The sequence below is a fragment of the Bacillus sp. NPDC060175 genome (assembly GCF_042728695.1).
In the GTDB taxonomy this organism is placed as follows: Bacteria; Bacillota; Bacilli; order Bacillales; family Bacillaceae_G; genus Bacillus_A.
The window spans coordinates 152,677-178,033 of the sequence record NZ_JBHWYR010000004.1 but is presented as its reverse complement, the minus strand read 5'-3'; the positions used below and the strand labels follow the sequence as shown (position 1 = coordinate 178,033).

Annotated in this window: 22 protein-coding genes and 2 pseudogenes; 23 read left to right on the top strand and 1 reads right to left on the bottom strand. The window is 34.5% G+C overall.

Annotation, left to right across the window (positions count from 1 at the left end; genetic code table 11):
- Positions 1-48: 48 nt before the first annotated feature.
- The 4 genes and pseudogenes from ACFWDE_RS03970 to ACFWDE_RS03955 form a co-directional block, all read left to right on the top strand.
- A pseudogene (locus ACFWDE_RS03970) lies at positions 49-1,083 on the top strand (HAMP domain-containing protein); the annotation flags it as partial.
- Complete coding sequence (locus ACFWDE_RS03965) at positions 1,078-2,025, top strand: methyl-accepting chemotaxis protein (protein ID WP_377890240.1); 948 nt, start codon at positions 1,078-1,080, stop codon at positions 2,023-2,025. The pseudogene ACFWDE_RS03970 and the gene ACFWDE_RS03965, both read left to right, overlap by 6 nt.
- Before the next feature lie 156 nt (positions 2,026-2,181).
- Entirely contained in the window at positions 2,182-3,786 is a 1,605-nt protein-coding gene (locus tag ACFWDE_RS03960) for an ATP-binding protein (protein WP_377890232.1), read from the top strand.
- A complete protein-coding gene (locus tag ACFWDE_RS03955) occupies positions 3,786-4,478 on the top strand; it encodes a response regulator (RefSeq protein WP_377890230.1) in 693 nt (230 codons plus the stop codon). Before ACFWDE_RS03960 ends, ACFWDE_RS03955 begins: the two co-directional genes overlap by 1 nt.
- Positions 4,479-4,523: 45 nt before the next feature.
- Here ACFWDE_RS03955 and ACFWDE_RS03950 read toward each other — a convergent pair whose 3' ends face one another.
- Positions 4,524-5,828: a CitMHS family transporter gene (locus tag ACFWDE_RS03950; RefSeq protein ID WP_377890228.1), complete on the bottom strand. Its 1,305-nt coding sequence runs from the start codon at positions 5,826-5,828 to the stop codon at positions 4,524-4,526.
- Positions 5,829-6,083: 255 nt separating this feature from the next.
- On the opposite strand from ACFWDE_RS03950, the gene ACFWDE_RS03945 reads away from it, so the two are divergent.
- From ACFWDE_RS03945 to ACFWDE_RS03860, 19 genes and pseudogenes are all read left to right on the top strand, one after another.
- Positions 6,084-6,338, top strand: a complete 255-nt coding sequence (locus ACFWDE_RS03945; protein ID WP_071743842.1) for a hypothetical protein — start codon at positions 6,084-6,086, stop codon at positions 6,336-6,338.
- A gap of 132 nt (positions 6,339-6,470) precedes the next feature.
- Positions 6,471-6,977, top strand: a complete 507-nt coding sequence (locus ACFWDE_RS03940; protein WP_377890225.1) for a nitrous oxide reductase accessory protein NosL — start codon at positions 6,471-6,473, stop codon at positions 6,975-6,977.
- Positions 6,978-7,281: 304 nt separating this feature from the next.
- Positions 7,282-8,154, top strand: coding sequence for an ankyrin repeat domain-containing protein (locus ACFWDE_RS03935; protein WP_377890223.1), 873 nt, complete (start codon positions 7,282-7,284; stop codon positions 8,152-8,154).
- Positions 8,155-8,310: 156 nt separating this feature from the next.
- A complete protein-coding gene (locus ACFWDE_RS03930) occupies positions 8,311-8,991 on the top strand; it encodes a GNAT family N-acetyltransferase (protein ID WP_377890221.1) in 681 nt (226 codons plus the stop codon).
- A gap of 308 nt (positions 8,992-9,299) precedes the next feature.
- A complete protein-coding gene (locus ACFWDE_RS03925) occupies positions 9,300-9,866 on the top strand; it encodes a glycerol-3-phosphate responsive antiterminator (protein ID WP_377890219.1) in 567 nt (188 codons plus the stop codon).
- Complete coding sequence (locus ACFWDE_RS03920) at positions 9,863-10,960, top strand: ABC transporter ATP-binding protein (protein ID WP_377890217.1); 1,098 nt, start codon at positions 9,863-9,865, stop codon at positions 10,958-10,960. Before ACFWDE_RS03925 ends, ACFWDE_RS03920 begins: the two co-directional genes overlap by 4 nt.
- The gene (locus ACFWDE_RS03915) at positions 10,960-11,892 is read left to right on the top strand and encodes a carbohydrate ABC transporter permease (protein WP_377890215.1); all 933 of its coding nucleotides are present in this window, start codon (positions 10,960-10,962) and stop codon (positions 11,890-11,892) included. Before ACFWDE_RS03920 ends, ACFWDE_RS03915 begins: the two co-directional genes overlap by 1 nt.
- Entirely contained in the window at positions 11,889-12,710 is an 822-nt protein-coding gene (locus tag ACFWDE_RS03910) for a carbohydrate ABC transporter permease (RefSeq protein ID WP_377890213.1), read from the top strand. The genes ACFWDE_RS03915 and ACFWDE_RS03910 overlap by 4 nt, the downstream gene beginning before the upstream one ends.
- Positions 12,711-12,737: 27 nt before the next feature.
- Positions 12,738-14,114 carry an ABC transporter substrate-binding protein gene (locus ACFWDE_RS03905; protein ID WP_377890211.1) on the top strand — a complete coding sequence of 459 codons (1,377 nt, stop codon included), beginning with the start codon at positions 12,738-12,740 and terminating at the stop codon, positions 14,112-14,114.
- A 419-nt stretch (positions 14,115-14,533) separates the two neighbouring features.
- Complete coding sequence (locus tag ACFWDE_RS03900) at positions 14,534-15,238, top strand: metallophosphoesterase family protein (protein WP_377890209.1); 705 nt, start codon at positions 14,534-14,536, stop codon at positions 15,236-15,238.
- 213 nt (positions 15,239-15,451) lie between these two features.
- Positions 15,452-16,123 (top strand): response regulator transcription factor, encoded by a 672-nt coding sequence (locus tag ACFWDE_RS03895; RefSeq protein ID WP_377890207.1) that lies wholly within the window; start codon positions 15,452-15,454, stop codon positions 16,121-16,123.
- Positions 16,120-17,370 (top strand): sensor histidine kinase, encoded by a 1,251-nt coding sequence (locus ACFWDE_RS03890; RefSeq protein ID WP_377890204.1) that lies wholly within the window; start codon positions 16,120-16,122, stop codon positions 17,368-17,370. Before ACFWDE_RS03895 ends, ACFWDE_RS03890 begins: the two co-directional genes overlap by 4 nt.
- A 234-nt stretch (positions 17,371-17,604) precedes the next feature.
- Positions 17,605-18,426, top strand: a complete 822-nt coding sequence (locus ACFWDE_RS03885; protein ID WP_377890202.1) for a transporter — start codon at positions 17,605-17,607, stop codon at positions 18,424-18,426.
- A gap of 13 nt (positions 18,427-18,439) precedes the next feature.
- Positions 18,440-19,189: a C39 family peptidase gene (locus ACFWDE_RS03880; protein ID WP_377890200.1), complete on the top strand. Its 750-nt coding sequence runs from the start codon at positions 18,440-18,442 to the stop codon at positions 19,187-19,189.
- 293 nt (positions 19,190-19,482) lie between these two features.
- Positions 19,483-20,526, top strand: a pseudogene (locus tag ACFWDE_RS30550) (HAMP domain-containing protein); the annotation flags it as partial.
- Positions 20,518-21,465 carry a methyl-accepting chemotaxis protein gene (locus tag ACFWDE_RS30545; RefSeq protein WP_483861742.1) on the top strand — a complete coding sequence of 316 codons (948 nt, stop codon included), beginning with the start codon at positions 20,518-20,520 and terminating at the stop codon, positions 21,463-21,465. The pseudogene ACFWDE_RS30550 and the gene ACFWDE_RS30545, both read left to right, overlap by 9 nt.
- A gap of 78 nt (positions 21,466-21,543) precedes the next feature.
- Complete coding sequence (locus ACFWDE_RS03870; protein WP_377890198.1) at positions 21,544-23,148, top strand: sensor histidine kinase; 1,605 nt, start codon at positions 21,544-21,546, stop codon at positions 23,146-23,148.
- On the top strand, positions 23,145-23,852 hold the full coding sequence (locus tag ACFWDE_RS03865) for a response regulator (RefSeq protein ID WP_377890196.1): 708 nt from the start codon (positions 23,145-23,147) through the stop codon (positions 23,850-23,852). Before ACFWDE_RS03870 ends, ACFWDE_RS03865 begins: the two co-directional genes overlap by 4 nt.
- Positions 23,853-23,974: 122 nt before the next feature.
- Complete coding sequence (locus ACFWDE_RS03860) at positions 23,975-25,321, top strand: 2-hydroxycarboxylate transporter family protein (RefSeq protein ID WP_377890194.1); 1,347 nt, start codon at positions 23,975-23,977, stop codon at positions 25,319-25,321.
- Positions 25,322-25,357: the final 36 nt, after the last annotated feature.

Sequence of the window (25,357 nt, the reverse complement as noted above, 5' to 3'; positions counted from 1 at the left end):
GATTAATTATAATTTATTGCATGTAAAACGGTATGGAGGGGCAGAAATATGTTTCAAGGAAAATTAAGGAGTAGTAGTTTAAAAACAAAGTTACTTGTGTCATTTATTATTATTTTAATTGTACCAAGTATTATAATTGGCTGGACGTCTTATCAGCAGGCGAAGGCAAATTTTAATGAAACAATTTTGCAATCAGCAAAAGATAACGTGAAGATTTTAAATAATGTAATTAATAAAGAATTAGATAGTAAGAAAGTAGATGCAGCATATTTTACAAAATTATTCACTGGAGCGAGTTATCAAGCAGATCAACTTCAAAACGTGCAAAATAAATTAGAAGAATATAATAAATTACATCCAGAAATGGAAGCAATATATACTGGATCTAGTAATGGGCAATTTATTCAATCACCGGCAATTCAAATGCCAGAAGGGTATAATCCTGCAGAAAGAGATTGGTATAAAGAGGCAGTGAAAAAAAATGGAGAAGTAATTATTACGGCTCCATATAAATCAAAAACGACAGGAAATATTGTTGTTACAATAGCAAAACAAAATGAGGATAAAAGTGGCGTTCTCGGTATTGATTTAATTATAAATGATATTGTAAATACTTCGAAAATGGTTAATATCGGTAAAGAAGGGTATGTTGCAATTTTTGATCAGGATAAAAATGTGGTAGCACATCCAACGCTGAAGCCAGGGGAAAAGGTAGAAGAGAAACTTGGAAAGGAACTGTATAAACAAGAAACAGGTGATTTTCAATTTTCATTAGATGGCGAGGACCGCAATATCACTTTTAAAACAAATAAGCAAACCGGATGGAAAATAGCAGGGATTATGCCTTCAAAAGAAATTATTCAAGCGGCTGAACCTATTTTCTATAAAACAATAACTGTTATTGGTATCTCATTAATGATTGGTGGGGTTTTAATTTACTTCATAATTGCTTCTATTATTAAACCGTTAAAACAACTTGTTATATCATCTAGGAAAATTAGTGAAGGTGATTTAACAGAATCTATTACAGTTCATTCTAAAGATGAAATTGGGCAGTTAGGAGAAAGTTTTAATGAGATGGCATCATCATTACATAATGTCATTTCCAATATAAATATTTCAGCAAGTCATGTAGCAGCATCTTCAGAAGAATTAACAGCTAGCATGAAGCAGACAAGTGAAGCGACAGAACAAATTACACAAGCTATAGAGCAAGTGTCGAGTGGGGCTGAAATACAAACGAGAGAAGTTGAAGAAGGAGCGACATTATTAGAAGAAGTTACAGAAGGAGTTCAGCGTGTTGCTGATAGTTCTTCATTAGTATCAACAGCTTCTATGTATACGAAGAAAAAAGCTGAAGATGGTGGGAAGTTAGTTCAACAAACTGTGAATCAAATGCAATTAATTCATGAGTCTGTTTCAAAGTCAGATAAAGTCATTGTTTTATTAGATGACAAGTCGAAACAAATTGGTGCTATTCTAGAAGTGATTCAACATATTGCAGAGCAGACAAACTTATTAGCATTAAATGCTGCAATTGAGGCTGCAAGAGCTGGAGAGCAAGGCAGAGGTTTTGCAATTGTAGCAGATGAAGTACGGAAATTAGCAGAACAATCGGGACAGTCTTCTACGGAAATTGGTAAGCTAGTAAAAGAGATACAATTTGATATAAAAGAAACTGTAAGCTCTATGAATCAAGTTGGGACAGAGGTACAATCAGGACTTGTAGTTGCAAATGAAACGAAGCAAAGCTTTGTAGAAATATTGAAATCTACAAATGATACAGTTGTACAAATTGATAGTATGGTAGAAGTAGCGAAACAAATGACGGTAGATGCAAAACAAGTAAGTGCATCTATTAATGAAATTGCAGCTACGATTGAAGAAAATGCAGCAAGTGTTCAAAATATTGCTGGCTCCTCTGAAGAACAATTAGCTTCAGTAGATGAAATCAATGGAGCAGCAGTTCATTTATCGCAAATGGCAGAAGAATTGCAAGAGATGATCGGTAAGTTTAAAGTATAATAACAAAATTAAGAAACGAGGTAGTGGTTCTACCTCGTTTTTTTTTATGGAGATAAAAATAAAGAAATATGTAGTAACCGTGTTATGATTAAGTGCAATGATAAAAAAACTGTATTTTCTTTAAATTCTATCTTTATTCATGTTAGGGGAATGGTTTTGAAATTTAAAAAATTAAAACTACAACCGAGAATTACATTAACTATTAGTACACTTATTCTTGTTGTGCTTATGCTAACAAGTTATTTATTTTACTATATATTATCTGAAACAGTAGAAGAGCAAATTGGTAAAAGGGCTTTGCATGTCGCGAAAACAGTTGCCGCTATACCAGAAATCGGGGAAGCTTTTCAAAAAGAAAATCCAGCTTCTATTATTCAACCGATTGCGGAAAAAATTCGAATTGATACAGATGCTGATTTTATTGTGGTTGGAAATAAAGAAGGGATTCGTTATGCACATCCTAAGAAAGATAAAATAGGAGAAGCAATGGTTGGTGGAGATAACCAAGGAGTTCTATTAGAAGGGAAATCATACGTTTCGAAAGCAACGGGATCATTAGGACCGTCGTTACGCGGAAAAGTTCCAATCCGTAATCAGGATAATGAAATTATTGGCGTAGTATCTGTTGGATTTTCAATGGATGATATTCATGAAGCGGTAGAAGTGTATGGGAAGCGTGTGTTTTGGATCACAGTAATAGGTCTGTTAATTGGGATAATCGGCTCTATATATTTAGCGGGAAGTATAAAAAGAATGATGTTTGGAATGGAACCAGAAGAAATTTCATCTTTATATGAAGAGCATAGTACAGTGATTCAATCTGTACGAGAAGGGATTATCGTAATTGATAAAAAGGGCATGATTAGTTTAGTCAATCAAGCAGCCTACGATATTCTTTCGCTAGACAAACAAAAAAATATCATTGGATCATTTATTTTAAATATAATTCCTAATTCATCCATACTGGATGTACTTCAAACTGGTGAAGAACAGTTTGATCGTCAATTAAATATAAAAGGGCAGGCTGTTATTGCTAATCGTCTACCTATTAAAGTAAATAATAAAGTAACTGGCGTCGTATCTAGTTTACGTTTGAAATCTGAAATGGATCAGTTAACAGCAGAATTGTCTCAGACGAAGCAATATACAGAGGCGTTACGGGCACAAACACATGAATATAACAATTTATTGTATACGCTTTCAGGTCTTATTCAGTTAGAGTCATATGAAGATGCCTTAGAACTTATTCATAAGGAAACGGCGGTATATCAAGATTTTGTTCAATTTATTATGAAGCGAATTCAAAATCCGTGGCTAGGTGGAATTTTAATAGGATTCTATAATAGGGCACGAGAATTGAAGATTGATTTTGTGTTAGATCGAGAAAGTAGTTTAGAAAAGTTAAGTCCGCATATTGATAGTAATTATGTTGTTTCTATACTGGGAAATTTAATTACGAATGCATTTGAAGCAATTGAAAAAAATCAAGAGTATGACAAGAGAGTTAGAATGTTTGTAACGGATATTGGAGAAGAAATATTAATTGAAGTGGAAGATTCAGGACACGGAATTCACGATGAAATAATTACTAGCATATTCTATAAAGGTTTTTCGACGAAAGAGGGAGGAAAACGTGGATATGGATTAGCAAAAGTGAAAGAGCTAGTGGAAGATTTAAATGGAAGTATTGCAATCGAAAAAGGGGATTTAGGTGGTGCGTTATTTATCATTGCATTACCGAAAGAGAGAGGCGAATTGTAATGACTGAGGGGATTGAAGTATTGATTGTAGAAGATGATATTCGGATTGCGGAAATTCATCGTCGTTTTACTGAAAAAATTGAGGGGTTTAAAGTAATTGGAACAGCAACGACTGGGGAACAGGCGAAAGAATGGCTAGAATTTGTGAAGCCACAGCTCGTTTTATTAGATGTATACTTACCTGATATGCAAGGAACGGAACTTGTCACATATATTAGGCATCATTTACATGATACAGACATTATTATGATTACAGCTGCGTCGGAAACAGATGTAGTACGACATGCTTTACGAGGCGGAGTAACAGATTATATCGTAAAGCCACTTATGTTTGACCGATTTAAAGCGAGTTTGGAAAGTTACCAAAAAAAGATTGTGCAGTTAAAGAAAAATAATCAATTATCTACAGAACAAATTGAATATTTATGGTCTCAAAGGGGCGTGAAGGGAAATCAAATAGAATATGCCCCGAAAGGGATAGATCCTTTAACTTTAGCAAAAATAAAAAAGCACATGTTAACAGTTAATGAAGAAGGAATTACCGCAGAAGTGTTAAGCTCAATGGTTGGGGTAAGTCGATCAACAGCGAGGCGCTATTTAGAGTATTTAATATCTGGAAAGAAAGTACATGCAGAGCTTATATATGGAAGTGTAGGGAGACCGGAGAGAAGGTATTTTCTTGGTTCTTCATAACAAAAAACAGTAGAGGATTGCATTTTCTCTACTGTTTTTCGCGTCTTATATTGGAATAATTCCAATTAAAATTCCAGTAATCAACATAACCATTGTCGTTCCAACAGCCCACAATAAAGTAAAGCGTTGGTGTTCACCAAAATCAACTTTTGCCATTCCGACTAATAAATAAGTGGAAGCAACGAGTGGACTTAATAAGTGAACGGGTTGACCGAGCAGGGAAGCACGTCCCATTTCAGCTGCACTAATTCCGTAAGTGGCAGCAGCTTTCGTTAAAATAGGTAATACCCCGAAGTAAAATGCATCATTGGACATGAAAAATGTGAACGGCATACTAAGAAGAGCTGTAATGATTGGCAATTGTGGTCCAAGAGCATCTGGTATAAGAGTTACTACACTTTGAGCCATCGCATCTACCATTTTTGTTCCAGATAAAATGCCAGTGAAAATTCCAGCAGCAAATACGAGAGAAACAACTGCCAATACGTTTCCTGCATGAGAGGCAATACGTTCTTTTTGTTGCTCTAAGTTTGGATAGTTAATCATAACAGCAATAGCGAAAGCGACTGTAAAGAGAACAGGTAAAGGCATAACTTCTAGTATGAGACAGACAAGTAATGTAGCGGTCAATAAAAAGTTAATCCATAGAAGTTTAGGGCGTTTATGCACGGCAGCTTCTACTGTTGCAGCTTGCTCATCCATTGTTTGCATTTGTTTTAAATATTGTACATCCATAATGCCTAAACGTTTTCTTTCTTTTTTTCCAAGATAGTAGGCAACGAAAACTACCCAAATTGCACCAGCAATCATTCCTGGTATAAGTGGTGTAAAGAGCTCTGATGCATCTAGTCCAAGTGCACTCATAACTCGAGCAGTTGGTCCACCCCAAGGTGTAAGATTTGTCACACCTGCCCCTAACATAACAACCCCAGCTAATATAAGTGGATTCATTCCGAGACGTTTATACAATGGGTACATTGCGGAAACAGTAATCATATACGTTGTTGTTCCGTCCCCATCTAATGAAACGATAATAGTAAGAATAGCTGTACCGACAACAATTTTTAAAGGATCCCCTTTTACAAATTTTAATATTTTACTAATGACAGGATCGAATAAACCGCTATCAATCATAATTCCAAAATATAAAATGGCAAACATAAGCATAATACCGGTAGGTGCTAATTTTTGAATGCCCTCTAACATCATAGGACCCATGTCTGCATAAAAGCCGCCAATTAATGCGAAAGTAATTGGAATTAATATTAATGCTACTAATGCTGACATACGTTTCGTCATAATTAAAAACATAAAGACACATACCATTGCAAACCCAAGTAGAGCTAACATTTGATCTCCCCCTCAAAAAAATGATTACGCTTTCAAAATAAAATAAAAATTCAGAATAAGGTTTTTTGTTTATCATAAAAGCATCTATTCAAATGGTAAATAATTTGAAAAATAAAACCATTAGAAGCATAATTTTTATTTTGGTCATATTGTTCACGAAGGTAATTTTGAATTTTTAAAAATATAATTTACTTCTAACAAGAATGATAGAATAAGGTGAAAATAGTGAAGTGCGAAGTAGGGAGTAGATTTTGAATGGAAACGAGAATAGAAGAAGTTTATAGTTCTTATGAGGGGAAAATAGAAGAGATTTTTGTTAATGAATCTTCTTACGTATATGAGTGGGAAAAATTAATGATGATCCGAAAAAATAACGGTGAGCTTGAAAAAGTCGCGGTCGGTATCAGTGGAAATATAAGATTAGTAAATGTAGAAGTTGGGCAGAAAATTAATACAGATACATTATTAGTTAAGTTAGAAGATGATTTATTAATTACAGGCTGTGAATGATGAGAGATGTGTAGAAATAGCTACACATCTTTTTTGTTTCCTATATTACAAAAAGCACATTGTTTTTTCACAAATCCCACACAAGTTTTTGATATTCTCCTTGTGGAGTACGGTTTTTAGGGAGGAATATTGATGAGGATAAAATATGTCGCACTTGCTATATGCTTATGTTTCTTATTTACGATAGTGGGATGTGGGAAAAAGGAAACAACAGCTGTGGCAATTGATGAGAAACATGATAAGTGTGATATTTGCCAAATTGGGGTAACGGATAATCAATTTGCAACAGAAATCATTTTAGAAAATGGAAAAGCGTTAAAGTTTGATGATATTGGTTGTATGTATAAATGGATGGAGATTAATTCAGGTGAAAAGACGAAAGAAAAATTTGTTCGAGATTATGATTCGAAAGATTGGATTTCGTTAGAAGATGCCACTTACGTATATGATAAAACAATAACGACACCAATGGCTTATAATGTCATTTCATTTAAAAATAAAAAAGATGCAGAGAGCTTTGTATCTAACTATAAGGGGAAAGTTCTTTCGTATAAAGAGCTATCTAAGCATAAATGGGAAATGAATAAAGAGATGATGGGGAAACCAACAAAAGGGAATACCGGTGGGCATTCTCATTAAAGTGAAGAAGTATTTATAATGTAGGACAGCCATGTATGGTTGTCCTTTTCTATTATTACTCAGGTGCAAATATAGAAAAGGTGTAAAATTTTCAGAAGAACGGTTACAATGGAATATAGTAACCTAAAGCAATCATTTATGTACTTTTTAGAAATGTATACAAATGCGGTAAAAACGTGCTAAACTAATTGCTTCATAATGTTAATGATGAGGCCATCAGGCGTATCATTCCAATAGGTTGAGAAACATAGTATAAGCTTAAGATAATCCGATTAAAGAAGGAATATAAAGGGCTTATGGATAAATGTACTCAAGAAGAGTTATTGTATGTGATGGAGGAATGGTTAAGAAAACATTATCTTTCATAGGAGCTGTAGTTGTGAGAAAACAAAAAATTTTATTATGTATGTTATTAGGACTTTTAATGACGGTAGTGGCTTGCGATAAGCAAGAAGAAGCAGAATCGAAACCGGTTCATGTGAAAAACGAAAAGAAAAAAGAAAAGCATAAAGAACAAGAAGAAGTTAAAGAAGAAAAAAGTATAAATTTAATGGACAAACAGTTGTTACTTTCAGCGACTCTTGGAGACACAGAGACAGCTATGAAGCTAATTCAGGATGGAGCGAATATAAACGTAGAAGGTGACAACCGAGAAACGCCTATCCTTGCAGCAACGTACCAAAATCATGTAGAGACAGTTAAAGCATTAATTGGTGCAGGTGCTAATATTGAAGTCAAAGATGAGAAACAAAGCAATCCATTCCTTTATGCAAGTAGAGAAGGGTATACGGATATTGTAAAAGTATTAATTAATGCAGGAGTTAATACGAAAGAAACGACTAAGTCAGGTGGCACAGCACTCATTTCTGCATCTGAGCGTGGTCATGTAGAGGTTGTTAAAGAATTATTAGAGCATACAGATATTGATGTGAATTATAAGAATGAACGTGGTGGAACAGCTTTATTAGAAGCAATTGTATTGGGAAATGGTAGTGAAAGCCATAAGAAAGTAATTCAAATGCTTATTGACCACGGGGCAGATGTAAATATGGCCAATAAGGAAAATATTACGCCGCTGCAATATGCTGAAAAAAGAGGTTTTAAAGATATTGCGAATATGTTGAGGATAGCTGGAGCGAATGAAGTAGTGCAGCCGCAACCACAACCGGTGGAATAACAAGACGAAGGAATAAAGAGTGTGAAATAATCCCATTTAGATAGACAGAATGAAGAAGTCATTTTAGTATGATTGATTCAGTAATGTGTATTTAAATGGGATTTTTGTTTTGAACATCAAAAATAGAGTATGAATGGATGGTAAAGGAGGGTATAAATGCAATTTTCAGAACTTGAGTTAATAGCAATTCAGGCAGAGGTTTTATTTGTTCATAATCAAGTAGGAAGAATAAAGAGTGTAAATGAACAGGGAAATCCGAAAGCACCACGTTTTTTTCTTGGCAAAACTCGTGAAGGGGATATAACGAGATATCATTGTAATCTGGATGGTGAAATGATAAGTAAGATTGAGAAATTAATTCGAGAACGTTCAAATCACATAGAGATAGCAAAGATCATGAAAGTATTAAATGAAGAGAGAACGGTGGAGAATATTTGGATGGGTCCTGCTTTCATGTTCCCTAATAATTTACATAAGCCAACTAGAACGATACAAATAACAGAGAAGAATAAAGAGCTTTTGCGAGAAAATTTTCCTAATCTAATAGAACAGATGGAATGGAGGCAACCTTATTTTGCAATTGTAAAAAATGAAAAGGTAGTTTCTATATGTTGCAGTGCCAGAAGTACGCCCGTAGCTGCTGAGGCAAGTGTGGAAACTTTAACGGAGTTTCAAGGGAATGGATATGGTGTTGATGTCGTTACAGCCTGGGCAATATCAATACAAGAGGAAAAGCGCATTCCGCTTTATAGTACTTCTTGGGATAACTTTGCTTCGCAAGCAGTGGCAAGAAAACTAAAGCTCATTAATTATGGCATGAACTTACATATGGATTGAATTTCAAACATTGTTGCATTTTGTTGAAGTATATTCGTATATATAGATTGATTTAAAAAATGATGTGGTGAATATTTACATTCGATTAACACCTAATTAACAATTTATCAAAACTGACTTAATAAATGCGTAATATAGTAAAGGTAACAAAATAACTAGGGTAGAGAACATTTGAGAACACCCGCTTACATATAACGTGCCACTTTCTTAGGTGTGCTCTATTCCCTAGAGTTCAAATAAGGAGAAAGGTGTTCTATGTAAGTAGGTGTTTTTAGTTTGGACAAAAATAGAAAAGCTAGGTGGAATAAATGTTTAAAGAACCTTATATCGCGATGATAAAGGATTGGAAAGGGTATAAAGCATATAAAAAATTACCGAAAACAGTTTTTCTTATGACTGGTTCAATGCTGGAGCTACCAGAGCGTGTATACGAATTACAGAAACATGGACATGATGTATTTCTTCATTGTGATTTTATACAAGGCTTAAATACGAACACAGAGGAAGCCCTTTTGTATATTCAAGATGTTATCGGAGCACAAGGTATTATTTCAACAAAAGGTTCGACAATTCGAAATGCCAATAAAATTGGATTAAAAACAATTCAACGAATTTTTATTGTCGATACTTTATCTCTTACAAAATCAATTGAAAATTGTAAAACGACTAAACCGAATGCGGTAGAGATTATGCCTGGAATTATGCCTTCTATCATTAAACAGCTAGCAGAGGAAATAGAATTTCCCATTATTGCAGGTGGATTGATTCAAACGCGGGAAGATGCGGAAATTGCGATTCGTGCAGGAGCAAGTGCGATTTCAACGAGTCATTATGAAGTATGGATACGAGAAGAAAAAAGGAGTGCAACCTTGTGATCGAATTGAAAGATGTTTCAAAGGTATATAAAAATGCGGAAGAGACAGCGGTTAAAGACGTATCGGTTCATATTAAGAAGGGAGAATTTTTTGTTTTAGTTGGACCTTCGGGATGTGGAAAAAGTACATTACTACGAATGATCGCTGGCTTAGAAGAAATCTCTTCGGGAGATTTAATGATTAATGAACGTGTTGCAAATGATTTAGAGCCGAAAGACCGTAATCTATCAATGGTATTTCAAAATTATGCATTATATCCACACCTAACTGTAGAAGAAAATATTTTATTTGGACTTAAGGTAAGGAAGGTACAAAAAGAAGAGCGACAAAAGCGATTAATGGATGCTATTGAAATGGTAGGACTGAAAGAGTATGTGAAAATGAAACCGGGCCAATTATCAGGCGGGCAAAGACAGCGTGTTGCGCTTGCCAGGGCGATCGTGAGTCAAGCACCGATTTGTTTAATGGATGAACCACTTTCGAATTTAGATGCGAAATTACGTGCGCAAATGAGGATTGAAATTAGAGAAATTCAGCAACGACTAGGAATTACGATGATTTACGTTACTCACGATCAAATAGAAGCGATGACTATGGGAGATCGTATCATGGTCTTAAATAAAGGAAGTATACAACAAGTTGGAACACCGCTTGATATATACAACGAACCAGCAAACGAATTTGTTGCAAGTTTTATAGGTTCTCCTTCTATGAATATAAATGATGGAGAAGTGGATAAAGAAAAATGCGTATTACATATAGGGCAATTGCAAATTCCATTATCTATTGGACAGTTAAAGCAATTACCAGAAGGAACAATTCGAATAGGCATGCGTCCTGAGCATATTGCATTGTCTGAGGAAGGACAAGAAGTTACGCTGCAATCTGTAGAAGTGTTAGGGAATGAATCGATATTAAACTTTACGATAAATGGGGCAACTTGGAGTGCAAAAGTTGTTGGACAGTTGCTGTTGAAAAAGGGTGACAAGGTAAAATTATTATTCTCGCAAGAAAAACTATGCTTCTTTCACCAAAATACGAATGAACGATTAAAAGTGGTAGCTGAAGAAGAGTTGAAAGTGGTGGCGAAATAATGATTGAAGTAGGCAAGTTACCAGTTCAAACAAAAGTATTAAAAAAGAAGAATTTATGGGGCAGAACGAAAGAGTTAAGAACGGGATTATTATTTCTAGCACCATCCATCTTGCTATTTTCAATTTTTCTGTTCTATCCATTGTTTAGGACGATTTACTATAGTTTTTATTTAACAGATATACACGGAGAAGCAAATCTTTTTGTGGGCCTAGAAAATTATCAATATTTATTTTCTGATCCTGCTTTCTACAAAAGTGTAAAGTCAACTTTATTATTTGTTTTATATACAGTGCCTACTAGTATTGTATTTGCTTTATTTCTTGCATTAATTGCAAATGAAAAAGTAAGAGGTATTGGGTTGTTCCGAGTGCTCTTTTCTTCAACGATGGGGATATCAGTAGCTGCTAGTGCAGTAATCTGGCTATTTTTATTCCATCCAAGCGTAGGGCTATTTAATAATATATTAGCCTCTATGAATCTTCCTGCAATTGCATGGTTAACGAGTCCGGGCTGGGCATTGTTTTCTGTATCTGTTACAACTGTTTGGGTGAATACAGGATTTGCATTTTTAGTTATATTAGGTGGTTTACAAAATATTGATACGTCTTTATATGAGAGTGCATCTATAGATGGCGCTAGCTATTTATATAAGCTACGCCGCGTTACATTACCGATGTTATCACCAACTTTATTTTTTATCGTAACAGTAACTTTAATTAGTGCATTCCAAAGCTTTGGGCAAATCGATATTTTAACACATGGTGGACCGAATGATGCAACGAATTTAATTGTGTACTCGATTTATAAAGAGGCATTTGTGAATCATCAATTTGGGACGGCAAGTGCACAAGCGATGGTATTATTTGTTTTCATTTTCATTGCTACATTACTTCAATTCAAGTTTGCAGAGAGAAAGGTGCATTATAAATGATCGTTAAACAGTGGAAACAAAATTTCCTATTATACATGCTGCTCATTATTAGTGCGGTAATGGTGTTTTTTCCTGTACTCTATGCGTTTTTAATAAGCTTTATGACACCAGATGATATTCAAATGAGAAGGTTATTTCCGACTCAATTTACTTTCGATAATTTCATTAATATTTTTCAAAAAGTACCGCTTTTTACATACTTATATAACAGTTTAATTGTATCGACAGTTGTTATGATTGGACAACTTATCGTATCAAGCTTAGCAGCTTATGCTTTTGTCTTTCTTCAGTTTAAAGGAAGGAACTTTATTTTCTTCTTGTTTATTTCAACGATGCTCATTCCGTGGGAAGCAACGATGGTACCAAACTTTTTAACGATTCAAAACTTCGGATGGATCAATAGTTTTGCTGGGATGACAGTACCATTTTTTGCAACAGCTTTCGGTATTTTCTTACTACGTCAGCATTTTATGACACTTCCGAATGAACTGAAAGAAGCTGCTTTTATTGAAGGAATTGGAAATGTAAGGTTTTTATTCAGCGTTGTAATTCCGTATTGTAAAACGAGTTTTATTACGCTTGGAGTATATAGCTTTTTAACAACATGGAATATGTATTTATGGCCACTCTTAGTGACCACTGATGAAAAAGTAAGAACAGTTCAAATTGGTGTGAAGCAGCTCCAGTCTCAAGAAGTTGCAACTGATTGGGGAAGTGTAATGGCTGGCGTCACTGTTATCGTAATTCCAACATTGATTTTATTATTTTTAGGGCAAAAGCAATTGCAACAAGGATTAACAAAAGGTGCAATTAAATAAGCATACATAGGAAAAGGTGGGATTGAGATGAGTTTATTGAAAAAAGGTGCTGCTCTTTTAATGGCGGCCACAGTGGCATTAACCGGAGCAGCTTGTTCAAGTAGTAAAACAGAGGGGAAATCTGAAGCACAGGCAAAAGTAGCCCCTGTTGAAAAAAATGGTGATAAAACTGTAATTCGCTTTTGGCATGCGATGGGTGGAAAAACACAAGGTGTGCTAGATGAGCTTGTTGCAGACTATAATAAGTCGCAGAATAAATATGAGATAAAGGCAGAGTTTCAAGGAACATACGAAGAGTCTTTAACGAAGTTTAAAACGATGTCTGCAACGAAAGAAGCGCCAGCTCTTGTTCAATCGAGTGAAATTACAACGAAATATATGATTGATAGCAAAAAGATTACGCCTATCGATAGTTGGATTAAAAAAGATAAGTACGATACATCAAAATTAGAAAAAGCAATTACGAATTATTATTCAGTTGATGGAAAAATGTATTCTATGCCATTTAATTCATCTACACCAGTATTAATTTATAATAAAGATGCTTTCGCAAAGGCCGGGTTAGATCCAGAGAAAGCTCCGAAAACATATGCGGAATTAAAAGAAGCGGCGAAAAAGTTAACGATTAAAGAAGGTGGAAATGTAAAACAATATGGATTCTCTATGCTGAACTATGGTTGGTTTTTTGAAGAATTATTAGCGACACAGGGCGGTCTATATGTAGATAAAGAGAATGGGCGTAAAGATGCAGCAACGAAAGCGGTATTTAACGGAAAAGAAGGTCAAAAAGTATTTGGGATGTTAGATGAATTGAATAAAGCTGGTGCACTAGGAAAGTATGGGGCAAGCTGGGATGATATTCGTGCAGCGTTCCAGTCTGGACAAGTTGCTATGTATTTAGATTCTTCAGCTGGTGTTCGTGATTTAATTGATGCATCGAAGTTTAATGTAGGCGTTTCGTATATTCCATATCCAGAAGATTCGAAACAAAATGGTGTTGTCATTGGCGGTGCATCATTATGGATGACGAATATGGTTTCAGAAGAAACACAGCAAGGTGCTTGGGACTTTATGAAATATTTAACGAAACCAGATGTACAAGCAAAATGGCATACTGCAACAGGATATTTCTCAATTAATCCAGATGCATATAATGAACCGTTAGTAAAAGAGCAATATGAAAAATATCCACAGCTAAAAGTAACAGTAGAACAATTACAAGCGACGAAGCAATCTCCAGCAACTCAAGGTGCATTAATTAGTGTATTCCCAGAATCACGAGATGCAGTTGTAAAAGCATTAGAAGCAATGTATGACGGAAAGAATAGTAAAGAAGCGTTAGATGAAGCTGCAAAAGCAACAGATAGAGCGATTAGTATTTCAGCTCGTACAAGTCAAAAATAAAAGAAAGCCGTATCCTTAAGAAGGATACGGCTTTCTTTACAGGAAGATAAGGGATCAAAGAAATGATGAACTCTTATCTTTTTTTATATGAGTAAAGAGTCTAGAATGAATTTTGTCCTTCTCATTATTTGTTTAATTCCATTGCAACTTGTTTACCATTTACGAAAACCTCTGCCACCGCTACTACAATTTCCATCACTTTTTTCATATCTCATCTCTCCTTTTTTTTGTTCCATTTCTTATTTTTAGTATAAGGAAATGCAGTAATTACAACTATCGAATTGGATGACAAGGGGATTACATTGTTGTAAGGATAATAGTTTTATTTGTAATAAATACTATCTTGGATTAGTATTCAGAAATTTCTGTTGTTTTAATCTATAATTAGAAAGAGAATGGTTTAGAAAGAAGGGGAAGAAATGAAGAGAATACTTGTTATTAGTGATATTCATGGAGAAATAGAAAAATTTGAACAGTTATTGGAAGAAACTCAATACGATGCAAAACAGGATCAACTAATATTAATTGGGGATTATGTAGATCGTGGTTCAAATTCACGTGCTGTCATTGAAAAGGTGAAAAGGTTAAAAGAAGAGGGAGCCTTCGTTTTAAAGGGAAATCATGAAGATATGATGATTAAAGCGTTAACGACAGATGAGGAACGTTCATGGAATCATTGGGTAAAAAGAAATGGTGGCGATAAAACATTATATAGCTATGGATTCCTAGAAGAAGATATTGCGATTAATGAGGAAGACTTCCAAAAGCCGATTTCACAATCTCATGTATTAGAAGAACATGTAAAGTTTATTCAAGAATTAGATCATTACATTGAAACAGAAGAGTATATATTTGTACATGCTGGTGTTGAGCCGATGAAACGAGTTTCTGAGTGTGAACCATATAATTTAATGTGGATACGTAATGAATTTCATAGCGAGTATAGTGGTGAAAAGGTTGTTGTCTTTGGACATACGGAAACAAAAACGCTTCATGGTAATGATGATTGCGGAGTATATTTTGGTAGTAATCGTATTATAGGAATTGATGGCGGTGCTGTGTATGGTGGTCAGTTAAATTGTTTGGAGTTGCCGAGTAAAAGGGTATATGTAGTAAAAGAATGAAAGAGATAAACTTATCTCTTTCATTCTTTTATTAAGGAGAAGTTAAGAAATAGCTTTCATAATAAAGCCTTAAAACCATATCCAATTCAAACACTTATATAGCAAAAGAAAGTATGCGCATTATGTGATTGCTTTCTTTTGCTATTATGAGAAGTAATGTAATAATAAAAGAAAAAGAGAATTGAAATATATTGTGGAAGGTGTGAACGGCTAATGCGCCTATTAGTAGTAGAAGACAATGCTTCTTTATTAGAGTCTATTGTCCAAATTTTACGTGATGAATTTGAAGTGGACACGGCAATGAATGGGGAAGACGGTTTATTTTTAGCATTACAAAATATATATGATGCAATATTACTTGATGTCATGATGCCAGAAATGGATGGATTTGAAGTGATTCAAAAAATACGTGATGAAAAGATTGAAACGCCAGTCCTGTTTTTGACAGCGAGAGATTCTTTGGAAGATCGGGTGAAAGGATTGGATTTTGGTGGAGACGACTATATCGTTAAGCCGTTTCAAGCACCGGAACTAAAGGCGAGAATTCGTGCTTTACTACGTAGAAGTGGTAGTTTAACAACACAGCAGACCATTCGCTATAAGGGGATTGAATTGTTCGGGAAAGATAAAGATGTTCAAGTAGATGGACAAGCAATGAAGCTCACATTAAAACAGTATGAACTTTTAGAGTATCTCATTCAAAATAGCGGAAAGATTTTAATGCGTGAACAAATTTTTGATCGTGTTTGGGGATTTGATTCAGATACGACAGTAGCGATTGTAGAAGTGTATGTGCATCATTTACGTAAAAAATTAGAACCATTCGGTTATCAGAAAGATATTCAAACCGTTCGAGGTATTGGATATATATTAAAAGAACAATGAAAAAGGGAAGCATGTTTCAAAAGACACGCATTCGTTTGACTATATTGAATTCATTAGTATTTATTATATTAATTGGGGTATTAGGGAGTATTATTTATTCGTACACATATAAGCGTATTTATAATGAAGTAGATACATCCATAGAAAAAATGGTTCAGCATAGAGCGAATTTGGATGATAAAAAACCACCTAAAAAATTTAGGGGATATCTTCAAATTGGAGATCCAAGGGTAATAAAGTTAACTTGGAGTGGAAAGACAGTGGAGATAGGTGTTGGTAACCGCGAGTTTCGTCCTATCTTTGAAGAGAATTTGGAAAAGTTCTCTCCAAAAAAATTAGAATCTTTGCAAGATATTGAAGTGCAAGGACTATATTTTAGAGCGTTTGCGTTTCAAGAGGATGGAAAAATAGTTCAAATCATACGTGATACAACAGCTGAAGAAGAGATGCTAAATACTTTATTTTTAATTCTCGTTATTGGCTGTAGCATAGGAAGTCTATGTGCAATTGGTATCGGTTTTTTCCTAGCTGGTAGAGCACTCGTACCCATTCAAAATTCATGGGAGAAACAGCAACAGTTCGTTTCAGATGCATCACATGAATTAAGAACACCACTTGCAGTTATTCAATCAAAAACGGATGTATTATTCCAGTCGCCATCTGCAACAATAGAAGAAAAGGCGATGGATATTTCTACAATTTCAAAGGAATGTAGACGGTTATCGAAACTCGTTAGCAACTTATTATTGCTAGCACGTTCGGATTCTAATCAAATTGAGGTGGATAAGAAAACATTTAAACTTGATAAATTGTTAGAAGAAATAGTAGATCCATATAAAGAAATTGCTTCTTATCAAGAAAAAGAGATGATATTAAAAGTAGAACACGACATATTGTTTATGGGCGATAGAGAGAGAATCCATCAAATGATGGTCATATTGCTAGATAATGCGATGAAGTATACGAATGAAGGCGGGCATATTCAAATCGATTGCACGCAAACGAACAGTTCGATTCGTATACAGGTGAAAGATGATGGGATAGGAGTTACAGAAGAGGATATTCCAAAATTATTTGATCGTTTTTATCAAGGCGATAAAGCAAGAAGTACATCAGAGGGTGCGGGATTAGGTCTTTCAATTGCGAATTGGATTGTGGAAAAGCATTACGGGAAAATATCAGTAGAGAGTAAATTGGGAGAGGGCACCTGTTTTGAAGTGATTTTCCCTAAAAACCAAAAAATATAAGTGAGAAGACGATCTTGTTTTTACAAGGTCGTCTTTTTTAAGGGAAAGTTAAGGAACTGTTTATATTATGTATTGCATAAAGAAAGTTCGTTACATGAAGAAGCGATTATAGAGGTGTATGTGAGTGTATTTTATCGATCATAATGTTATCTCGAGCAGCGATGAGATGTATGTATAGTATTAAAAAAATTATGGGAATGATGGAAAAGAAAGTGTAAGAGGGAGGAATTAATTTTGCAAAAGAAAATGATGACGGTATTCACTATTGGAGTAATGAGTTTTAGTATATTAGGGGGGGCCTCTCCTTTTGAAACACCAAAAGAAAAGACAGATTACGCGCAGCGCAGTAAAGAGCAATTAAACAATGGAAAGGTCCATGCAATAAATACAGAAGAGAAAGCAGAGAAATTAGGAATTGAAACGGAAGGGAAAGAACAAATTACGCTAGAAAAAGAAATTCATGAAACGGAAGTAGGAAGAGAAGCAGAACAGTTAGGGATTTCGACGGAAGGAAAAGATGTTGGAACTCTTTCAGAAGAAATCTATGAAACAAAAGTAAAGCAAGAAGCGTTAAAGCTGGGCATATCTATAGAGAATACATCGATTGTGAATTTAATTACTCAAATTAATACGATTAAAATTAATGATGAAGCGGATAAATTAGATATTTCGACAAATGGAAAAGAAATAGAAGACATTGCAGAAGAAATCTACGGAACGAAAGTAAGAGAAGAAGCAGGAAAGCTAGGTATTTCACAAAAAGGAAAAGAGATAGAAGAGTTAGCGCAAGAAGTGTACGAACAAAAAGTACAGGAAGAAGCAAAAAAATATCATATTGATTTGTACGGTAAAGATATATATCAAGTATTAAGAGAAATTAATGAACAAAAAGTACTACAAATGGCAGATGAGCTAAATATGGACAAAATGAATATGAACATTCAAGAGTTAACAGAAAAAATAAAAAAAAATCAGCCTGAAAAAGGAAAAGAATTAAATTTTGTACCGATGATTCGAACGGATGCTGACGCTTTTTATTCTTATTTAACGAACTAAAAAGGGCGTGAGATTGATAAGGAAACTGAAGTGGTATATATGTATAGCTTTACTTAGTATAGCAGTATGGAGTGTATATACAAATGGAATTACAAAGTATGTAGAGAAGTTAACATTCTTCAATATACAAAGCGGAAAACGAACGGAGTTTAGTAATAACGATGAAAAGGTCATCTTATCAAATGTACCTTTAATTCAGCAATTGCCAGAGCTAGATAGAGGTTGTGAAGTGACAAGCTTAGCGATGATGTTACAATACGCAGGCGTTTCAGTAGATAAGATGAAATTAGCAAATGAAATAAAAAAAGTTAATTTTTTAGACGATGGTGTAAGAGGAAATCCGAATGAAGGATTTGTTGGGAACATTTATACGTTTTCTGAATCGGGATACGGTGTATATCATGGACCACTTTTTCAATTAGCGAAAAAATATTTACCGAATGAAGCTGTGGATTTAACAGGAAAGAGTATAGAGGAAATGTATAAGAGTGTAAAAGCAGGGCAACCGGTAGTCATGATTACGAATGCAACATATGCTCCTTTAGATGAAGATGAATTTACTACATGGGAAACAAATAGTGGGGATGTTTTTATTACGTATAATGAACATTGTGTTGTACTTGTTGGGTACGATAAGGAGTCTGTATATATTCGAGATCCCCTCGATGATAGCTTAGATGTAAAAGTGCCAAGAGGAAACTTTGAACAGGCATGGGTGCAGATGGGGAGTCAGGCAATTAGCTATATAAATAACTCCAAATAAATTAGGAAGGAGAGCATGAACTATATAGCTATAGGGTGAAGGATAAAGATTTAAGGAATTGTAAGAGAAGTTTTGCAGTTTTTTTTGAAGAGAAGCTGTTAAGAAATAAGAGAACTTTAGCTTATTATATATGCTAAAGTTCTCTTATTTTTTATGATTAAAATGTTTAGGAGAAGTGGATATGTAAAAATGCATAATTGACGAAAAAATTACATGTTATCATTATATATTGTTTTATATATGTTGATTGTATAAAATTACACAAGTGTTCTATTACATAAAGGAGGATTATTATGCAAAACATATTTAACTGGGTTAAATGTATGAGTATCAAGAAAAAATTAATCATTTCATTTTTTATTATTTTAACTATACCAGGACTTATTATCGGTGGTGTTTCATATCAAACTGCCAAAACAAATTTTGAACATCAAATGACAGATAAAGCAAAGGAGAATATTTCAGTTTTAAATACTGTTATTTCTCAAAATATAGAAGAGAAATTTGTTGATGCGACGTACTTTGCAGACATCTTAACAGAGGATACATATCCAAATGGACAAGAAGAAATAGTAAGAACAAAGTTAGCACAATATATAAAGCTTCATCCAGAAGTAGAAGGCATTTATATTGGAACGCAGACGGGGAAGTTTATAAGAGAACCATTTATTCAAATGTCTGATGGCTATAATCCAACAGATAGATCATGGTATAAAGAAGCGCATGAAAATAAAGGAAAGGTAATTGTTACTGCACCGTATCAATCAGCATCTACAAAAAATATGGTAGTGACAATTGCTAAAGAAGTAAAAGATGGTAAAGGTGTTATAGGCATTAACTTGAATTTGGATAACATCCTAAAGGTTTCAAAAATGATTAACATTGGTGAAAAAGGCTATGCAGTTATTTTAGATCAAAATAAGCAAATTGTTAGTCATCCGTCTAGAAAGCCAGGTTCAAAGGTTACTGATCCTTGGATTAAACCAATTTATGAAGACAAACAAGGAAATGTGTCTTATACAGAACAAGATGATAAAAAGAATTTAATCTTTGCAACAAATGAGAAAACAGGATGGAAAATAGTCGGAGTTATGTTTGACGAAGAAATTATGCAAGCTGCCAGTCCAGTGTTTTATAAGACTTTGATTGTCATAGCTATCGCTATTGCATTTGGTAGTGTATTAATTTATTTCATTACAAATTCTATTACAAGGCCATTACGAAAAATAGCAGAATCGGCACATAAAATTAGTAAGGGAGATTTAACAGAAACAATTACAATCCATTCCAAGGATGATATAGGGAAATTAGGGAATTCATTTAATGAAATGTCTACGTCTTTACAAGATGTGATTACCCAAATTAGCTTTTCAGCAGAACATGTTGCAGCATCGGCAGAAGAGTTAACAGCGAGCGTACAGCAAGCGAATGATGCGACAGATCAAATTACAATTGCAATGGAACAAGTATCAGGTGGGGCTGAATCACAAAGCCAAGGTGTTGAAGAAGGCGCCGCTACATTACAACAAGTAAATACAGCAATTCAAGATGTAACTGGAAGCGCGGAGTCAATTTCTATTTCCTCATTACATGCGCGAGAAAGAGCTGAAGAGGGAGAAGATTTAGTTGAACAAACCGCAAAACAAATGCAGTCTATTTCTAGGTCGGTATCTCAGTCAGATGCTATTATTAAACTTCTTGATGAGAAATCAAAGCAAGTAGGGGCTATTTCTGAAGCAATTCAAAACATTGCTACTCAAACGAACTTATTAGCTTTAAATGCGGCTATTGAGGCAGCAAGAGCAGGTGAGCAGGGACGAGGATTTGCTATTGTAGCCGATGAAGTTAGAAAATTAGCAGAGCAATCAGGAGAATCATCTGGAGAGATTGCAAATTTAATTGCAGAAATTAAGGCTGATATTGAACATACTGTTAAGGCGATGGATAATGTGAGTGTGGAAGTTCAACAGGGCTTAGAAGTTGTAACCAAAACGAAAGTAAGTTTTGCAGAAATTTCAAGTTCTACTACTCATATTGTTTCTCAAGTTAATCAAATGGTAGAAACAACGAAGAAAATCGCTGGAGATGCAAATGAAGTGACAAATGCTATTGATGAAATTGCAGCGGCGGCAGAAGAAAATACAGCTAGTATGCAAAGTGTTGCGGCTTCAACAGAAGAACAAGTGAATTCGATGGAAGAAATTAGTTCGGCTTCGCAAAACTTAGCTGAGATGGCAGAAGAACTACAAGCAATGACTAGTAAATTTAAAGTATAATAACAGCAAATAAGTAAGGTGAAAATAATATCACCTTACTTATTTTTCTATTCAGCAATTAGGGGAGTCATTAACGGGATGAAAAAAAGAAAAAGACTATGGAATTTATGGAAAACGATTACATTGTTAGTTTGTACAGTTGTAATTTTTTCTTTACTTGTGACAGATATATTAATTAGTCATAATGTAGAACGGGCAACGGAGGATAGTCAGGCAGAGAAAGCAAAAACGATTGCACACATTGTGGCGAATGATTCAGTTGTAATCAATGGTTTGATTGGGAAAGCAGATACTTCAACAATCCAAACGTATACAAATAGGATATTAAAAAATACAGGTGTTCAATTTATTGTAGTTATGGATATGGATGGAATAAGAAAATCTCATCCAAATCCTCAAAAAATAGGTCATCATTTTATTGGGGGAGATGAAGGACCTGCATTGAAAGGGAAGGAACATGTATCGTTAGCAGAAGGAACTTTAGGTATTTCAATGCGAGTGTTTGTACCAATATTTTCTGAAACAGGTGAACAAATTGGAGCGGTGGCTGTCGGCATTTCAGCAGATAATGTAAAAGAAAGAGTTAAGGAAAGTAGACATATTATTTATATTGGTGTCGGGGTTGGAGTACTAGTCGGAATTATAGGAGCAATATTGCTAGCTAGGCATATAAAGAAAAGCTTATTCGGTCTTGAGCCGCACAGGATAGCGAAAATTCTTGAAGAAAGAAATACGATGTTACAATCTGTAAAGGAAGGTATTATCGCTGTAGATAAAGAGGCGAGAGTAACGTTAATTAATAATGAAGCGAAACGGCTATTTAAAAAAAGTGGACTGGAAGAAGATTTTATTGGTAAAGATGTTGAGTTGTATATGCCAAATTCGCGTATAAAAGAAGTGTTGCAAACGGGAGAGGTACAATTAAACGAAGAACAAAATATTTACGGAATTACGATTGTCACAAATCGTGTTCCTTTATATGTAAAAGGAGAAATAGTTGGCGCGATTGCAACATTTCGTGATAAAACAGAGATTAGAAAACTAGCAGAGGAACTAACTGGTATTAGGCTATATGCGGAAGCATTACGGGCACAATCTCATGAGTTTATGAATAAGATGCATGTCGTATTAGGGCTTACACATATGAAACAATATGAAGAATTACAAAAGTATATAAGCGGCATGGTATCAGAGCATCAATATGAAATTGGTGGGGTTATGAAAAGAATAAAAAGTCCAGTATTTGCTGGTTTTTTACTAGGTAAACTTAGCTATGCTAGGGAGAAAAATATAAAGTTAATTATAAGTGAAGATTCTTACTTGCCGGAAATATATGATGAAAGTATTACTCATGAACTTATTACGATTGTAGGGAACTTAATAGATAATGCATTAGAGGCAGTGATACATTGCAAAAAGAAACAAGTTGAAATTGGGGTGCAATATCAGAATACATTAATAATTATAGTGCAAGATACGGGGAATGGTATACAAGAAGATGAGGTTGATGCAGTATTTACAAAAGGTTATTCCACAAAGGGAGATAATCGCGGTTATGGCTTGTATCTTGTAAAGGAAAGCATACAGCGAATAAATGGAGAGATTCACATTTCTTCATCGTTAGGAGAGGGAACAACGATAACAATTGAAATACCTAAAGGTAGGGATGAGAAGAAAATATGATTAAAGTTTTAATTGTAGAAGATGACCCGATGGTAGCAATGTTAAATACACATTATTTAGAGCAAGTAGGAGGGTTTGAACTTGTTCAAGCAGTTAACTCGGTAAAATCAGCGATAGAAGTATTAGAGAGATCACGAGTAGATTTAGTATTACTTGATATTTTTATGCCTGAAGAGAATGGATTTGAGCTGTTAATGTATATTCGGAATCAAGAAAAAGAAATTGATATTATGATGATTTCAGCTGTACATGATATGGTGAGTATTAAAAAGGCATTACAATACGGGGTTGTAGATTATTTAATTAAACCATTTACATTTGAACGATTTAAAGAGGCATTAACTATATATCGAGAAAAACTTACTTTCATGAAAGAACAACAAAACATTAGTCAATTGGAATTAGATTCACTAATTCTGCAAAAAGAAAAAAGAGAGCCTACTGTCACTAAAGAGCTTCCGAAAGGATTAACGAAGCAAACGTTGCAATTAATTTGGCAAAAAATCGAGTCGCTGAATGGACGAGTGTTTACAACAGATGAAATGGCACAATTAGTAGGAATTTCAAGGGTTTCTATTCGGAAGTATGTAATGTTTTTGACTGAAATTGGAGTATTAGAGAACGAAATGGTGTATCAGCATGTGGGAAGACCTGTGAGTAAGTTAAGATGTGTTGACCAAAATAAAATAGGTTTTTACGTATAAGCGACTTATTATAAGTCGCTTATACTTTTTTTAATTACAAAATCAATTACAAAACTTACAAAAACTATTTTTACTATTGAAAGCGTTTTAATATTGTTATTAAGAAAACAAGGGGGTGCCATATGGGAATTCAAAAAAACGTGGAAGCGGTATCATTATCTGAAGGAAATGAAGTACAAAGAGAGTCTTTCGCCTCTAAAATTATGAATGTTAAAATCGGTGTTATACCTTTACCGTTATATGTAGTATTGGCTGCTATTATTTATGGAGCATCTGTATATAATAAATTACCAGCAGATATGATCGGTGGATTTGCAGTTATTATGATTATGGGTATTTTCTTAGGTGATATTGGGATGAGAATTCCAATTTTAAAAAATATCGGTGGTCCAGCAATTCTCTCATTATTTATTCCATCGTTACTTGTATTTTTTAACTGGATGAATCCAGCTTCAATGGAAGCTGCGACTATGTTAATGAAAAAATCGAACTTTTTATATTTATATATTTCTTGTTTAGTAGTTGGAAGTATTTTAGGAATGAACCGTAAAGTGTTAGTACAAGGTTTCGTTCGTATGTTTATCCCATTAGTAGTAGGGACGTTAGCTTCTATAGCAGTAGGCTTACTAGTCGGTTCACTATTTGGATTTGAAATGAAGAAAACTTTCTTCTTTATCATCGTACCGATTGTGAGTGGTGGTATTGGGGAAGGGATTTTACCATTATCACTAGCGTACAGTGATATTTTAAATGAATCATCAGCAACATTCGTGTCACAACTTATTCCAGCGGCTATTATTGGAAATATGTTCGCAATCGTGAGTGCAGGCTATATGAAACGATTAGGGGAGAAGAGACCTGAGCTTAGTGGGAATGGTGTATTAGTAAAAACAGATAATCAAGCAGAGTTATTAAAAGAGCAAAACGTAGAAAAACCAATTGATTTCTCATTAATGGGAGCAGGGTTATTGATTGCATGCACATTCTTTATTTTCGGAGGGTTTGCTTCTAACTTTATCGGTATTCCAGGAGCAATCATTATGATTTTTTCAGCGGCAATTGTGAAGTACTTTAATCTAATGCCAGCAAAAATGGAGCAAGGAGCATTCCATTTATATAAATTTATTTCAAAGAATTTAACTTGGCCATTAATGGTCGGTTTAGGATTGCTATATATTCCGTTAAAAGACGTAGCAGCAGTTCTTTCTGTCGGGTATGTTGTTGTTTGTGCATCGGTTGTTCTTACAATGGTAGCATCAGGTTATCTTGTAGGGAAAGTGATGAAAATGTATCCAGTTGAATCAGCGATTGTTACTGGATGTCATAGCGGTTTAGGTGGAACTGGAGATGTTGCTATTCTATCAGCTTCAAATCGTATGGAATTAATGCCGTTTGCGCAAATTTCAACGCGTTTAGGCGGGGCAGCAATGGTCGTAACAGCGACAATTTTATTAAAAATGTTTTCATGATTAAAACAAGCTAGCTATATTCGTATAGCTAGCTTG

Excerpts from the sequence above, each read along its gene's own strand:
- ACFWDE_RS03945 (WP_071743842.1), top strand. The coding sequence starts at position 6,084 with ATGGAAACGAGAATAGAAGAAGTTTATAGTTCTTATGAGGGGAAAATA.
- ACFWDE_RS03890 (WP_377890204.1), top strand. The coding sequence starts at position 16,120 with ATGAAAAAGGGAAGCATGTTTCAAAAGACACGCATTCGTTTGACTATA.
- ACFWDE_RS03965 (WP_377890240.1), top strand. The coding sequence starts at position 1,078 with ATGGCATCATCATTACATAATGTCATTTCCAATATAAATATTTCAGCA.
- ACFWDE_RS30545 (WP_483861742.1), top strand. The coding sequence starts at position 20,518 with ATGTCTACGTCTTTACAAGATGTGATTACCCAAATTAGCTTTTCAGCA.
- ACFWDE_RS03895 (WP_377890207.1), top strand. The coding sequence starts at position 15,452 with ATGCGCCTATTAGTAGTAGAAGACAATGCTTCTTTATTAGAGTCTATT.
- ACFWDE_RS03955 (WP_377890230.1), top strand. The coding sequence starts at position 3,786 with ATGACTGAGGGGATTGAAGTATTGATTGTAGAAGATGATATTCGGATT.
- ACFWDE_RS03925 (WP_377890219.1), top strand. The coding sequence starts at position 9,300 with ATGTTTAAAGAACCTTATATCGCGATGATAAAGGATTGGAAAGGGTAT.
- ACFWDE_RS03900 (WP_377890209.1), top strand. The coding sequence starts at position 14,534 with ATGAAGAGAATACTTGTTATTAGTGATATTCATGGAGAAATAGAAAAA.
- ACFWDE_RS03865 (WP_377890196.1), top strand. The coding sequence starts at position 23,145 with ATGATTAAAGTTTTAATTGTAGAAGATGACCCGATGGTAGCAATGTTA.
- ACFWDE_RS03935 (WP_377890223.1), top strand. The coding sequence starts at position 7,282 with ATGTACTCAAGAAGAGTTATTGTATGTGATGGAGGAATGGTTAAGAAA.
- ACFWDE_RS03915 (WP_377890215.1), top strand. The coding sequence starts at position 10,960 with ATGATTGAAGTAGGCAAGTTACCAGTTCAAACAAAAGTATTAAAAAAG.
- ACFWDE_RS03910 (WP_377890213.1), top strand. The coding sequence starts at position 11,889 with ATGATCGTTAAACAGTGGAAACAAAATTTCCTATTATACATGCTGCTC.
- ACFWDE_RS03860 (WP_377890194.1), top strand. The coding sequence starts at position 23,975 with ATGGGAATTCAAAAAAACGTGGAAGCGGTATCATTATCTGAAGGAAAT.
- ACFWDE_RS03940 (WP_377890225.1), top strand. The coding sequence starts at position 6,471 with ATGAGGATAAAATATGTCGCACTTGCTATATGCTTATGTTTCTTATTT.
- ACFWDE_RS03930 (WP_377890221.1), top strand. The coding sequence starts at position 8,311 with ATGCAATTTTCAGAACTTGAGTTAATAGCAATTCAGGCAGAGGTTTTA.
- ACFWDE_RS03905 (WP_377890211.1), top strand. The coding sequence starts at position 12,738 with ATGAGTTTATTGAAAAAAGGTGCTGCTCTTTTAATGGCGGCCACAGTG.
- ACFWDE_RS03950 (WP_377890228.1), bottom strand. The coding sequence starts at position 5,828 with ATGTTAGCTCTACTTGGGTTTGCAATGGTATGTGTCTTTATGTTTTTA.
- ACFWDE_RS03870 (WP_377890198.1), top strand. The coding sequence starts at position 21,544 with ATGAAAAAAAGAAAAAGACTATGGAATTTATGGAAAACGATTACATTG.